The sequence below is a fragment of the Sorangiineae bacterium MSr11954 genome, assembly GCA_037157815.1.
Classification (GTDB): domain Bacteria; phylum Myxococcota_A; class Polyangia; order Polyangiales; family Polyangiaceae; genus Pendulispora; species Pendulispora albinea.
The window spans coordinates 7,975,084-7,988,337 of sequence record CP089984.1 but is presented as its reverse complement, the minus strand read 5'-3'; the positions used below and the strand labels follow the sequence as shown (position 1 = coordinate 7,988,337).

General features: G+C 65.8%; 12 protein-coding genes. 11 read left to right on the top strand and 1 reads right to left on the bottom strand.

Annotation, left to right across the window (positions count from 1 at the left end; genetic code table 11):
* Nucleotides 1–127: 127 nt before the first annotated feature.
* Nucleotides 128–1,102, top strand: a complete 975-nt coding sequence (locus LZC94_30900; protein WXB12245.1) for a WHG domain-containing protein — start codon at nucleotides 128–130, stop codon at nucleotides 1,100–1,102.
* Here LZC94_30900 and LZC94_30895 read toward each other — a convergent pair.
* Nucleotides 1,077–2,210: a flavohemoglobin expression-modulating QEGLA motif protein gene (locus tag LZC94_30895; GenBank protein ID WXB12244.1), complete on the bottom strand. Its 1,134-nt coding sequence runs from the start codon at nucleotides 2,208–2,210 to the stop codon at nucleotides 1,077–1,079. The genes LZC94_30900 and LZC94_30895 overlap by 26 nt on opposite strands.
* A 119-nt stretch (nucleotides 2,211–2,329) precedes the next feature.
* On the opposite strand from LZC94_30895, the gene LZC94_30890 reads away from it, so the two are divergent.
* The 10 genes from LZC94_30890 to LZC94_30845 all read left to right on the top strand — a co-directional run bounded on the left by LZC94_30890 (nucleotide 2,330) and on the right by LZC94_30845 (nucleotide 13,252).
* Nucleotides 2,330–3,643 (top strand): PhoH family protein, encoded by a 1,314-nt coding sequence (locus LZC94_30890; protein WXB12243.1) that lies wholly within the window; start codon nucleotides 2,330–2,332, stop codon nucleotides 3,641–3,643.
* 47 nt (nucleotides 3,644–3,690) lie between these two features.
* On the top strand, nucleotides 3,691–4,152 hold the full coding sequence (locus LZC94_30885) for a hypothetical protein (protein WXB12242.1): 462 nt from the start codon (nucleotides 3,691–3,693) through the stop codon (nucleotides 4,150–4,152).
* Nucleotides 4,149–4,595 carry a hypothetical protein gene (locus LZC94_30880; protein WXB12241.1) on the top strand — a complete coding sequence of 149 codons (447 nt, stop codon included), beginning with the start codon at nucleotides 4,149–4,151 and terminating at the stop codon, nucleotides 4,593–4,595. Before LZC94_30885 ends, LZC94_30880 begins: the two co-directional genes overlap by 4 nt.
* A 395-nt stretch (nucleotides 4,596–4,990) precedes the next feature.
* Nucleotides 4,991–5,638: a formylglycine-generating enzyme family protein gene (locus LZC94_30875; protein WXB20275.1), complete on the top strand. Its 648-nt coding sequence runs from the start codon at nucleotides 4,991–4,993 to the stop codon at nucleotides 5,636–5,638.
* A gap of 152 nt (nucleotides 5,639–5,790) precedes the next feature.
* Nucleotides 5,791–6,207 carry a preprotein translocase subunit YajC gene (gene yajC / locus LZC94_30870; GenBank protein ID WXB12240.1) on the top strand — a complete coding sequence of 139 codons (417 nt, stop codon included), beginning with the start codon at nucleotides 5,791–5,793 and terminating at the stop codon, nucleotides 6,205–6,207.
* Nucleotides 6,204–8,357 (top strand): protein translocase subunit SecD, encoded by a 2,154-nt coding sequence (gene secD / locus LZC94_30865; protein ID WXB12239.1) that lies wholly within the window; start codon nucleotides 6,204–6,206, stop codon nucleotides 8,355–8,357. Before yajC ends, secD begins: the two co-directional genes overlap by 4 nt.
* Before the next feature lie 37 nt (nucleotides 8,358–8,394).
* A complete protein-coding gene (gene secF, locus LZC94_30860) occupies nucleotides 8,395–9,618 on the top strand; it encodes a protein translocase subunit SecF (GenBank protein ID WXB12238.1) in 1,224 nt (407 codons plus the stop codon).
* Nucleotides 9,619–9,750: 132 nt separating this feature from the next.
* Nucleotides 9,751–10,530 (top strand): ABC transporter ATP-binding protein, encoded by a 780-nt coding sequence (locus tag LZC94_30855; GenBank protein WXB20274.1) that lies wholly within the window; start codon nucleotides 9,751–9,753, stop codon nucleotides 10,528–10,530.
* Nucleotides 10,531–10,592: 62 nt separating this feature from the next.
* Nucleotides 10,593–11,660 (top strand): MlaD family protein, encoded by a 1,068-nt coding sequence (locus LZC94_30850; protein WXB12237.1) that lies wholly within the window; start codon nucleotides 10,593–10,595, stop codon nucleotides 11,658–11,660.
* An 839-nt stretch (nucleotides 11,661–12,499) separates the two neighbouring features.
* Nucleotides 12,500–13,252, top strand: a complete 753-nt coding sequence (locus LZC94_30845) for a sigma-70 family RNA polymerase sigma factor (protein WXB20273.1) — start codon at nucleotides 12,500–12,502, stop codon at nucleotides 13,250–13,252.
* Nucleotides 13,253–13,254 lie beyond the last annotated feature (2 nt).

The following is a 13,254-nucleotide window of genomic DNA, read 5'->3' as shown; positions in this document are numbered from 1 at the left end:
CGCGCGGCGCTCCGCCGGCGGTGCGCGGTGCTCCGCCGTTGGCGCGCGGTGCTCCGCCGTTGGCGCGCGGTGCTCCGCCGGCGGTGCGCGGCCTCATGCCCGTCCCCGCTTGGCTTCGATTTTTGCTATGTCAGACTCTTCGAACCCGATGCCCAAATCGTCCAAGAGCCAAGCTGTCGCCCGCGTCGAACCCGAAGAGGACGTGAGGGCGCGCGTGCTCGAGGCGGCGGTGGCGCTGATGGCCGAGGGCGGGCTCGCGAACTTGAGCATGCGCGAGGTGGCGCGGCGCGCGGGGGTGAGCCACCAAGCGCCTTACCACTATTTCCCCGATCGCGAGGCGATCCTGGCGGCCATCGCGCAGCAGGGGTTCATCCTGCTCGAGCAGGAGCTCGATCGGGTGCGCGAGCCGGAGTCGCCGGCGGCGGGCAGGATGGGTCGTGCGGGGGAGGCCTATGTTCGCTTTGCGTTTCAGCACCCCGCGCACTTCCGCGTGATGTTCGGCCCCGACTTCGTCGACATGACGCGGTTCCCCTCCGCACAGGCGTGCGGGCACAAGGCATTCGATCGGCTGATCGAGGTGGTGCAGGCTTACATCGACGAAGGGCTCGCGGTCCCCGTATCCGAGCGCGTCCTGGTGGTGTTCGCGTGGTCCGTGGTGCACGGGCTGGCGTGCTTGCTGCTCGATGGGTGTCTCTCGTTCAAGATGCCCGAAGCCGTGACGGAGATCACGCAAAGCCAGCTTCAACCGGGGACCCATACGTTGGTGCACGATGTGATGCACCTGTTCCAGTCGGTGGCGGCGAGCGCGCAGCGCGGTGCGGGCGAGGGGGGCGCTGGGCGTGCCGTTCGCGATGGGAGCGACGCACGCGGTCGGGGCGCCGTTCGCGATGGGAGCGGCGCGCGCGAGCGGGGCGATGTTCGTGATGGGAGCGGCGCGCGCGAGCGGGGCGATGTTCGCGATGGGAGCGGCGCGCGCGGTCGGGGTGACGTTCGCGATGGGAGCGGCGCGCGCGAGCGGGGCGATGTTCGTGATGGTACGCGTGCCAAGCGCGAGGTGCCGCGTGCGGCGGCGCGCGTCACCCGGTCGCGGCGTAAGGTCTGAGCGTATCGAGCGTTTCGAGGGCGAGCTGTCCGGAGGCGAGGACCGCCTCGTCCTCGGGCGTTTGCGCGATGTGCGCGCGCACGCGTAGGTACGATTCGAGGTAGACACGTTCGCGGCCGAGGCCGGGAAAGGTACCGTCGCTGGCGCGGAAGGCGCGTTCGGCCATGACGACCGCGTCCCGCGGCGGGATGCCGTCCGCGACGAGGTTTTGGACGACCTCGGCGAAGGGTGCTCCTTCGCGCATGGCGCGCACGGCGAGGTAGCGGCCCGCGAGCTCGCGCTGCCGGATGGCCGTGAGAAACCCGTGGCGGTCCTCGAGGACGAGGGCATACCCCTCTTGCTCATCGGCGCCGCGCGCCGTGCCCAGCGCAAAGAGCCCGATCGCGGATTTTGCGGCGCGCACGCGCGGGAGCACATGCCCCTCGACCTCGTGCATCACCGTTCGGCGCGCGGCGTCGACCGCGATGCGGCGGCTTGCGGCGATGAGAATCGTCTGATTCCCCGTGGCTGCCAGCGCCGAGAGCTGCGGGTGCACCACCACGGCGAAGGGGATTCGCCTCCTTCCCACTTCATGCCGCATGAGCGATAGGAGCGAGTCCGGATTTGTCTCGTCATCGGTTGGAACCGTTCGTTCCCACGTTGGCACGGCGGCCGAGCCTATCCACCACGCCGCAAGCCGCTCCGCCCCCGCCGCGAGATCGACGCCAAACGACGCAAAACGTTGCGCCGCGAGCACCCCCGCCTTCTCCCGACCGACGCACTCACAAATGCGCGCCTCGAGCTCGAGCTCACGAACCTTCGCCTCGTAGAGCCCGACCAACGGAGCATCCCCGGCGGCCCGCACCCGCACGAGCGCATCCGCGATCGCCTCCAACCGCCGCCGCACCTCGCCAAGATCGAGCGCCGCATACCGCCACATCGGCACGGCCGCGCGCCTCCGCTCGGCCAGCGCCTGCAGCCGTGACCGCTCCTCGCGCGCATTGCGCGGTGTGGCCGCCCCGAGCAGCGTAACGCGCTGCGAAAGCTCGCGCAGCGCCTGGTCGACCCTGCGGAGCCAGCTAAAGCCCGCGGGCTCCGCTGAAATTTCGGGACTTATGGCGAATGACACGGGACGCAAGATAGTCTGGCGGTTGTCAGATAGTCTGAGGATCGTCACCGCGGCCCGATCGCCGTGTTCACCAAGACGTCACCGAACCGATTTCGTCCACGCCCGCGTCCGCTCATCCGATGAAGAAAAATTACGTCCTCGATACGAACATCCTCCTCCACGATCCGCGCGCCGTCTTCCGCTTCGAAGACAACAACGTCATCATCCCGATCTACGTCATCGAGGAGGTCGACCAATTCAAGCGAGAGGGCTCCGAGCGCGGGCGAAATGCGCGGCAGATCGCGCGGGTTCTCGATGAGCTGCGCGAAAAAGGAGGCTCGCTCTCCACGGGGGTCCCGCTCGACTCGGGTGGAAGCCTTCGGGTGCAGGTGCCGTCCAAGCGCCCCGAGCTGCCCAGCGCCATCGACAAGGCAGCCATGGACCAAGCCATTTTGCAGACCGCGTTCGACGTGCGCGAGCAAGACGGCGGCCGCCCCACGATCTTCGTCACCATGGACACGAACCTGCGCATCCGCGCCGATGCGCTCGGCATGGTGTCCGAGACCTACGAGAATGTTCGGGTCGACGCCGACCAGCTGGACTCGGGCATCAAGGAGCTCGAGGTCGACAGCGGCGAGATCGACAACTTCTTCCACGACGGTCGCTACACCCCGCCCAACCCCGACGATCTCTCGGCCAACACGTGCATCCTCTTGCGCGACCGGGCCAACCCCTCGCACACCGCGCTCGGTCGCTACGATGCCGCCAAGCGCGAGGTCTGCGCCCTTCGTACCCCGCGCGAGGGCGTGATGGGCGTCCGCCCGCGCAACAAGGAGCAGAGCTTCGCCATCGACCTGCTCCTCGACGAGTCGATTCGGCTGGTCACCTTGGTTGGCAAGGCCGGCACCGGCAAGACCTTGCTCGCCCTGGCCGCCGGCTTGAAGCGCACCGTGGAAGACGGCATCTACACGCGCATGCTCGTCTCGCGCCCGGTGATGCCGCTGGGCCGCGACATCGGCTTTCTGCCCGGCGACGTCGACGAGAAGCTCAACCCCTGGATGCAGCCCATCTTCGACAACCTGGAGTTCCTCTTCTCGAGCGGCGCTCGCAAGGGACCGCGCGTCTACGCCGAGCTCCTCGAGAGCGGTCAGATCCAAGTGGAACCGCTGACCTACATCCGAGGCCGCTCGCTGCCCCAGCAGTTCATGATCGTGGACGAGGCGCAAAACCTGACGCCGCATGAAGTCAAGACCATCGTGACGCGCTCGGGGGATGGCACCAAAATCGTGCTCACGGGCGATCCCGGCCAGATCGACAATCCGTATGTCGACAGCGCTTCCAATGGCTTGACCATCGCAGCCGCCAAGTTCCGCGGAGAGCGCCTGGCCGGTCACATCGTCCTGGCGAAGGGCGAGCGCAGCGATCTTGCCGAGCTGGCCGCCAATCTGCTTTAGCCTGGGAAGCTCCTTGCGGAGCCCCCAGCATTTTCTAAGCTCCTAACGTGCACCGCTTTCTTTCCATCGGCTGTGGCATCGTGATGGCGCTCGCCGTGGGCGGCTTTGGCTGCTCCTCGGTTCGATCGAGCGCCATTCGCACGGGGCCGCTCAATCTGCCCGCGCGCTCGGGCGCCGTCGGTATCTATACGACCACGGCGCCGCCCGGCGGGCGCGATCTCGGCTTCGTCGAGGTGCACGCGGTGGGGGAGGAGGGCATCATCGAGAACCTCCTCCCGGTGTTCGCCAAAAGGGTCGCCGACCTCGGTGGAAATGCCGCGTTGGTCGAGCGGGTCGATGCGCGCTTTCAAATCGTGAACTACTGGCAAGCGGGCTTCTACTCGTACAACTGTTGGCCCTCCCGTTACCGCTGCTACGGCACCGCGGCGTACCCTGCCTCGCACGAGGTGATGGTGGTCACCATGTCGGGCCGCGCCCTGAGCGCGCCGAACCAAGAGGGGGTACCGTGAGCGCCCGATCGCCCATGCGGCAGCTGCTTTCCCGCGTGTCCTCGAGCCACGCGAGCCGCGCGACGAAGGCGTTGCGCGCCGTCGCGACCGCGGTCGCCTTTGCGAGCACCGCGGCGTGCGGGGGTTACACCGAGGTGCACGAGGTCATGTTCCGGCCTCCGACCCCGCCCACCGGCCGTGACGTGCAAGTCTATGTCGGCGACCAAGCCCCGCCGAACGCCTTCTACGAGGTGGCGATGCTCCAAGCCATCGGCTTCGACGGCGACTCCGATCTGGAGGACGTGATGGGCGCCCTTCGCGAGCGCGGTCGGGTCCTCGGCTGCGATGGCATCATCCGCGTGCGCGTCGAGCTGGGCTACTCGATGGCCCACGGCTACGGCGTTTGCGTAAAGTGGAGAGCGCCCACCGCCAAGCCGCCGGCCCCTCTCCCCATTTCCGGCTGAAGATGGCCCGAACCACGATCCCTCGTCGCCCGCGCGCCACCGGGCTCGCGGCGGCTTCCCTCCTTGCGCTGCTCGCGGCTGCAGCCCTGCGCACAGGCGTCTCGCGCGCCGAAAATGCAGCGCCTCCCCCCGATCCGTCCGCCCCCGCCCCCGCGCCATCGTCGGCACCTGCGCCCGCATCGGCCTCGGCATCGACACCACCGCCCGCACCCGGCGATGCTCCACCGCCCCCGCCCGGCGACGTTCCCCCACCCGAAGACGGCGAGACCGACGAGCCCGCACCCACCGCGCCGCCAACCCCGCCCCCGGGCGAAGCGCGCCGCTCGCACGCACCGCCGAAGATTGCCGTTCCCTACGCCGACGGCATGCTGCGTCTACCCGGCGGCCGCTTCTCCATGGGCACCGCCGATCCCCTCGCGCCGCCCAACGAGCGCCCGCCGCACCACGAGACGGTCGCGCCCTTCTGGATCGACAAAACGGAGGTCACCGTCGAGGCCTACCGCGCCTGCGTCAACCGGCACATGTGCGCGCGCCCTTCCTCGCGCAGCGCCCAGTGCACGTTCGATCTGGACGATCCGAACCTGCCCATCTCCTGCGTGACCTGGAAGGACGCCGATACGTACTGCCGCGCGGTCGGAAAGCGCCTTCCGCGCGAGGCGGAGTGGGAATTCGCCGCCCGCGGAAATTTCTCCGTGCGCTACCCGTGGGGCGGTGGGTGGACGTACTGCGCCCTGGCGGCCACCCTGGTGCGTGAATCGTCCTCCCGCACCTGCACCGGCCAACGACCCGCGCGGGTGGGCACCCATCCCTCGGGATCGAGCACCTTCGGCGTGCTCGACCTCACCGGCAACGTCGAGGAGTGGACGGCCGATTGGTATGCCGAGCATGTCGCGGAAGGAGCATCACCTCGGTCGGGAGCGAGCCATGTTTTGCGCGGTGGAGGTTGGCTCTCCTCACCTTTGGCGAGCCGCGCCACCAGCCGAAACTGGGGTTCTTCCATGGAAGCCGGGCCCAATGTTGGCTTCCGCTGCGCAAAAGATTGATGAGGCCGCTCCAAACCGTAATTGACGAACGGCCCCGATATGACTACTTCAGCGGCGCCGGGCGTGCGCTCCATCAGCTTCGAGCCGAAGGGCAACCGAGGCCGTTGGCCGGGGCAAACGCCAGAACCAGAAGCCAGAAAGCAGCTGCCTAAGTGACGACCGAATACCTATCCTTCCAGAACGTCCAGCCCAAAGCGGGCACCCCCGGCGTCGCTCAGGATGCTCCGGCTGGAGGCGGCTCGCAGCAACAGGCCCCTCCGGGCGGTGGGATCATGATGTTCCTGCCGTTCCTGATCATGGTGCCGTTCCTCTTCATGATGTTCAGGCGTCAGAAGAAGGAAGCGGCGGAGCGGGCCAAGCTCAAAAAGGGCGACCGAGTCGTGTCCACTTCGGGCCTCATCGGCGAGATCATCGAAATCGACGAGCGCCTGGCCAAGGTCAAGATCGCCCCGGGGACCACAGTGCAGATGCTCGCGAGCTCCATCAGCCCCTTCGGCGCGAGCACCGAGGCCGCCCCGGCCAAGAAGGACGACGTGAAGGACGCGAAACCGGTAACGGACAAAAAATGAGCACAGTCTCGCGCGTCGCGCTGGCCATCATCGGCCTTTGTGCGGTTTTCGCCGTCATCTCCGAGCGGTTTTTGGCGATCGACCCGGCCTGGCCGGCGTCCATCGGCATCCTGACCGGTCTTCTCGCGCTCCTGGTGGTGCCCGCGAGAATGCGCCTCTTGCTCATCATCATGAACGCGGCGGTGGGCGGGTATCTCTTTTTCCGCGCCGACACGTTCTGGGGCATCGTCACCTGCGGCTTGATCATCGTCTGGTGCTTGGTCGGTCTGCTCCCGATCATGGACGGCGCATGGCGCTTCAAGACGGGCCTGGTGGTCTGCTCGTTCCTGTGCGGCAGCATCATGGTGTGGCCCACGGCGCACCGTATGAGCGAGGGTAAGGTCCCTTGCCCGCGCTACATCCAGGACCGCGTGGACTTCCACATCGCCCCGGGCCTCGACCTGCGCGGAGGCCTCCGCCTCGTGTACACGGTGGAGGTGGAGCAGGCCATCCGCGACAAGCGCGATCACTTCGCCGACGAGATGCGGCAGGAGCTCGGCACCGCCTTTGGCTTCCACTCCGGCGAGGGCCTCATCACCCGCGAGGAGATGCAGAAGCTCGACGCCAAGGTGCGCATCTCCAAGCCCGAGAGCGCCGTGCTCCGCATCAAGTTCACCGACGCGGCCGACATCGCCAAGATCGACGATCGCTTCTCGAAGAAGTTCCTGACCGAGATGTCGCAGACGCGCGGCCCCGGCGCCGACGAGGTGACCTTCAAGATCCGCACGGAGGTCGAGACTCAGATCCGCGAGCGCGCGGTGGCGACGGCCAAGGACACGGTCACGCGCCGGGTCGACGGTCTCGGTCTGCGCGAGGCGGGCATCACCACCCGCGACGAGGACATCATCATCGAGGTCCCGGGCGAGAACGAGAAGGACTTCGACAACATCAAGGACATCATCCGCCGGACCGCTCGCCTCGAGTTCAAGATGGTGGACGACGAGCACGACTTCTTCGGCAAGATCAAAGACGAAGAGCTGCCCGAGGGCGAGGGCATCGCCATCTACCAAGAGAACGCCCCCAACGGCCCCGGCAAGACCATCCCCACGCACTTCGCGCGCATCACCAAGCGCGAGAACGAGAGCAACACCGAGTGCCGCGAGCGCTTCAAGGCCTGGGCCTCCACCTTGAACGTGCCGGACGATCACCAAGTCGGCTTCTGGGCCATCGAGGAGACGGATCCCGACACGGGCAAGACCACGGAGCTCGGGTGGCGCACGTTCTACTTGTTCGGCCGCGCGGAGATCACCGGTGACAACATCACCGACGCGACGGTCGCCCAAGAGCAGAACCAGGGCCTCGGTCAGTACTACGTCGGTTTGAGCTTCAGCCCCGCGGGCGCGGAGCGGTTCGAAGAGATCACGGGCGCCAACGTCAACCGGCGCTTCGCCATCATCCTCGACGAGGTCATCGACTCGGCGCCGGTCATTCGCTCCAAGATCGCCGGCGGCCGCGCGAGCATCACCATGGGCGCGGGCGATCCCGAGGAGCAGCTGCAGAAGGCGCGCAAGCTGGAGCTGGTGCTTCGTTCGGGCGCGCTCCCGGCGCCCATGACCCCGTCGAACGAGACGCGCATCGGTCCCTCCTTGGGCCGCGACGCCATCGGCGAGGGGCTCAAGGGCATGCTCGCCGGCTCGGGCCTGGTTCTCCTGGCCCTCGCCATCTACTACCGCAAGTCGGGCATCGTGGCCGACCTGGCGGTGGTCTTCAACATGCTGCTCCAGCTGGCGATCCTCTCGTCGCTGGAGGCCACCATGACCTTGCCGGGCATCGCCGGGCTAGCGCTCACCATCGGTATCGCGGTCGACGCGAACGTGCTCATCAACGAGCGCATCCGCGAAGAGCTCCGCGCGGGAAGGACCGTGCGCGCGGCCGTGGAAGCCGGCTACGACAAAGCGTTTTCTTCGATCCTGGACGGCCACGTCACCGTCTTCATTTCAGGTCTCATCTTGGCGCAGTACGGGACAGGTCCCGTCAAAGGTTTTGCCGTCACCCTCATCGTCGGCATCGTGTGCAGCTTGTTCACCGGTGTATTCTGCACGCGTTTGGTCTTCGACTGGTGGGCGCGCGGGGCGAAGGTCAAGCGCCTGAGCGTGGGCGCGGAGTTCTAAGATGGAGCTCTTCAAACCAGGTCGTACGTTCGATTTCATGGCCCAGCGGGGTTTCTGGATCCCTCTGAGCCTCATCTTGGTCTTCGCCTCCTTCGTCTCGCTCTGGTGGCCCGGTCCGAACTACGGCACGGACTTCCGCGGTGGAACCGAGGTGGAGGTGGTGTTCACGAAGGCGGTCGAAGCGCACACCGTGCGTCAGACGGTCGAGTCGCTCGGCTACCAAACGCCGGACGTGGTGCAGGTGCAGGACGTGAAGAGTCCGAGCCACTTCATCATCCGCGTGCAGGAGGTCAGCAGCGTGACCGACGCCACGAAAGAGCAGCTCAAAAAGGCGCTCTGCCTGACCACCGACGCGGCCGCGGCCGTGGCCGACGAGCACGCGTGCCCGTCCAACGCGCGCGCCACCGAGGTGACATTCAGCCCCGGCGGCGACAAGATCTCCACCCGCTACGATTCGACGCCCGATCTGGAGAAGATCAAGGAGCAGGTCCGCAGCGTGGGCGGCATCAACCTGCGCGCGGCGGCCGACAACCCGCAGATCGTCAACCAGCGCGACAACCACGTGGAGATTCAGCTGCAGTCCAAGGGCGATCAGCTCATGGACGGCCTGCGCGACAAGCTGGGCGCCGACACGGTGCCCGCGCAGCCGCTGAAGGTGGAGTGGGTCGGTCCCAAGGCCGGAAAGCAGCTGCGCGACAGCGCCCGCAACTCGGTCGCCATCGCCATCGTCTTCATCATGCTCTACCTCGCCTTCCGGTTCGACCTTCGGTTCGCGCCGGGCGTGGTCGTCGCGTCGGTGCACGACGCCATGGTGATCATCGGCGTGTTCGTCGTTCTGCGAAAGGAGATCACGGTCTCCACCATCGCCGCCGTGCTGACCATCGTCGGCTACTCGATGAACGACACGGTCGTCATCTACGACCGCATCCGCGAGAACCTCTCGAAGCACCGCGGCAAGTCCTTCTGGGACATCATCAACATGAGCGTGTCGGAGACCCTCTCGCGCACCATCCTCACGGCCGGCGTGACCATGCTCAGCATGCTCGCCTTCTTCGTGTGGGGGACGGGCGTCATCCGGGACTTCGCGCTGGCGGTGGTCATCGGCATCGTGGCCGGTACCTACTCCAGCATCTACGTGGCCGCCCCGCTCACCGAGTGGATCGACAAGCGCATGACGCAGCGGTTGGGCGCCAAGAAGAAGCGCCCGTCGGGCAAGCGCCGCGCGAAGGCCGTGACGGGCAAGCCTGCGGAAGCGAAGTAAGATCCACGCAAGAGCCCGCTTAGCAGAAGGAAGCGGCTCGTACCCAAATCCGCTAGAGTGCTCCGCGTGAAAGCCGCTTCTGGTGCTAGCGCCGCGCGGAGCAAGCTCGCTCGTGAAGAGCCGGCGACCGCCGTGGGCGATGTCTTCATCCGCTTCTCCCACGTGAAAAAGCGCTTTGGGCCCAAGATCATCTACACGGATCTCGACCTGGAGATCCGCCGGGGCGAGACCACCACGGTGCTGGGGGCGTCGGGCAGCGGCAAGAGCGTCATGCTCAAGATGCTGATCGGTCTCCTCCGCGCCGACCAAGGGACCATCACCTACGACGGCAACGAGATCCAGTCGATGAGCGAGCAGGCGATGCACGACATCCGCCGCCGCATCGCGTACCTGTTCCAAGGCGCCGCGCTGTTCGACTCGCTCAGCGTGGGCGAGAACGTCGCATACGGCTTGCGCGAGCAGTTCTGGGACACCATGAGCGACTCGGAGATCCGCGAGCGGGTGGCGCAGTCGCTCACGTCGGTGGGGTTGCCGGGCATCGAGGAGATGCGCCCGAGCGATCTCTCCGGCGGCATGAAGAAGCGCGTGGCGCTGGCCCGGACCTTGGCGCTGCAGCCCGAGGTGCTCCTCTACGACGAGCCGACCACCGGGCTCGATCCCATCAACACCGCGCGCATCAACCACCTCATCAACGGCATCAAGAAGGCGTTCGGCATCACCAGCATCGTGGTCACCCACGACATGGGCACGGCGTTCTCGGTGTCCGATCGCATGGTCATGATCGGTCGAGGAAAGGTCCTCATGGCCGGGTCGATGGACGACTTCCGGAACACGAAGGAGCCCTACGTTCGGGACTTCATCGACGGCAAAGCCCCCGAGACGGAGGACGTCTCCTCGCTCTTGGCGTCATGAAGGACGGGGGCGGCAGCCTTCGGGTCACGCAGGGTCCGCACGGTTAGGCACTCAGGAAAAGCATGGAAAAGTCGATCAAGGTCGGGATTTTCGTTCTTGCAGGGCTGGTGCTCGGTGGCATTGCCGTCTTTCTCATCGGAGAAAATCGAAGGCTTTGGGATCCCAAGGTGATCTACAAAGCCGCGTTCGCCGACGTGTCGGGCCTGAAGCCGGGCGCGCCGGTGCGCATGGGCGGCGTCGACATCGGGACGGTGGAGTCCGTGGGCCACAACGGCGATCCGCGCGACGTGCGCATCTATGTCACCTTGAATGTCGTCAAGCACGAGAAGGAGCGGGTGCGCGAGGACACGGTGGCGCGCGTGGTCAACAAGGGCCTGCTCGGCGACAAGATGATCGAGCTCTCGTCGGATGGAAAGCTGGGGCCGCTGCCCGAGGGGCAGACCTTGAAGACCGAGGAGCCGCTTGACATCCAGAAATACATCAGCAAATTCGAGGAGATCGCCAACAAGGCGGGCAAGGCGGTCGACAACATCGAGCAGGGCACGCGCATGCTCAGCGATCCGCAGTTCTCCGAGGACATGCGCGGGAGCATCCGAAGCCTGCGCGAGATCCTCGACGGCATCGCCAAGAACGACAGCGTGGTGCACCGCGCGCTGATGGACCCTCATGAGGGCCAAAAGTTCGACCGCATGCTCTCGAACCTCGAGCAAGCCTCGGCCGACTTCCACGACGTGACCACGCACATGAAGGAGGGCCCCGGCATCGCCCATGCGCTCGTCTACGACGGGGATCTTTCGCGCCAAGCCTCAGGCGCGATGGCCGAGGTGCACAAGGACTTGGAAGCGGTTCGCACCGGCAATGGTCTGGCGCATGCACTCATCTACGGCGACACGAACTCCCAGCACCTCATGAGCAACGTAAACGCCATGAGCGACGATCTTCGCGACATCGTCCATGGGCTCAAGCAAGGGAAGGGGACCCTTGGCGCGCTCTTGGTCGATCCCAGCGTGTACGAGGACATCAAGAGCATCGTGGGCAACGTCGATCGCAACCAAGTGCTGCGCGCGCTGGTGCGTTACTCGATCAAGGCTGACGAGTCGCGGCCTGCGCCAAAGGTCGAGGGCAAGTAGCGGGTCTTAAGCCGTACACGTCCCGTAGCTGTCCCGTTCCTGTAACTCGCGGGCCGAAAGGCTGACGAGGGTCTCATCGAGGCTCGCATTTTCCGTAAGATTCGGGCCGAAAGGCTGACGAGGGCGCCCGTTCCTGTAACTCGCGGGCCGAAAGGCTGACGAGGGTCTCATCGAGGCTCGCATTTTCCGTAAGATTCGGGCCGAAAGGCTGACGAGGGCGCCCGTTCCTGTAACTCGCGGGCCGAAAGGCTGACGAGGGTCTCATCGAGGCTCGCGTTTTCCGTAAGATTCGGGCCGAAAAGGCCGACGAGGGTCTCATCGAGGCTCGCGTTTTCCGTAAGATTCGGGCCGAAAGGCCGACGAGGGCTCCCGTTCCTGTAACTCGCGGGCCGAAAGGCTGACGAGGGTCTCATCGAGGCTCGCGTTTTCCGTAAGATTCGGGCCGAAAAGGCTAACGAGGGCTCCCGTTCCTGTAACTCGCGGGCCGAAAGGCCGGCGAGGGTCTCATCGAGGCACCCGTTTCCGTAAGGCTCGCGCCGAAAGGTCTCATCGAGGCACCCGTTTCCGTAAGACTCGCGCCGAAAGGCCGACGAGGTCCGATTCTTTCGCTTCGTTCTTAGATGTTCTGCGTCATTGTGACAGGGCGATGAACGCTTGACGTTTGGCTCAGTAACCTGTGACGGCGGGCGACGTTGTGTTTATGACAACCTATTCGGGTTGGAGCGGGTCATCCGATTTGATAACTGACTGTTGCTGGGCTTTCGTGGACCGCCCTGCAAAAGCGATGCAAGATTGCACCAATGGGGGCAAACCCTCGAGCTACGAACCTCTTGCCTGACGTGCACGACGCGCGCAGTGCGGTGCTGCGCGGCGGCGGAAAGGGCGATTTTCCGACCACCCCCGGGTCGGCCGTCTTTGGTGCGCGCAGCGTGGACCCCGTGGAGCGGGCGCGCTCGCTCCGGGTTCTCTCGAGGATGTACTGGAAGCCCATCTACAAGTATGTGCGGCTTCGTTGGCGCAAAATGCCGGGGGACGCGGAAGAGATCACCCAGGAGTTTTTTCTTCGATCGATCGATAAAAACACGTTCCTCGGCTACGAGTCGGGGCGGGCCCGTTTTCGGACCTTCGTTCGTGTGTGCGTGGACCGCTTGGTGGTCGACCTCGGAAGGCAAAGCCTCGCCAAAAAGCGCGGGGGCGGTGCCCGGTTTCTCCAGCTGGACTTCAAGGCGGCGGAGGAGGAGCTGGAGGAGCACGAATCGCCCCTGCCCGATCCCGAGAAGCTGTTCGAGCTCGAGTGGGTGAAAAACCTCTTGGAGCTCGCGGTCTTGGGGCTCCGCGAGTCGTGCGGGCGCGCCGGCAAAGACGTTCATTTTCGCGCCTTCGAGCTGTTTCACCTGAGCGACGAGCCGGACAGGCTCTCCTACGCGGATGTCGCGGCCAAGCTGGGGATCTCCGTCCGCGATGTGAACAATCGTCTCACCTACGCACGGCGTGAATTTCGAGCCGCGGTGCTCGAGGCGCTTCGTGACAGCACCACCAGCGAACAAGAGATGCTCGAGGAGGCTCGCGTCGTGCTGGGGGTCGGCTTTTGAGG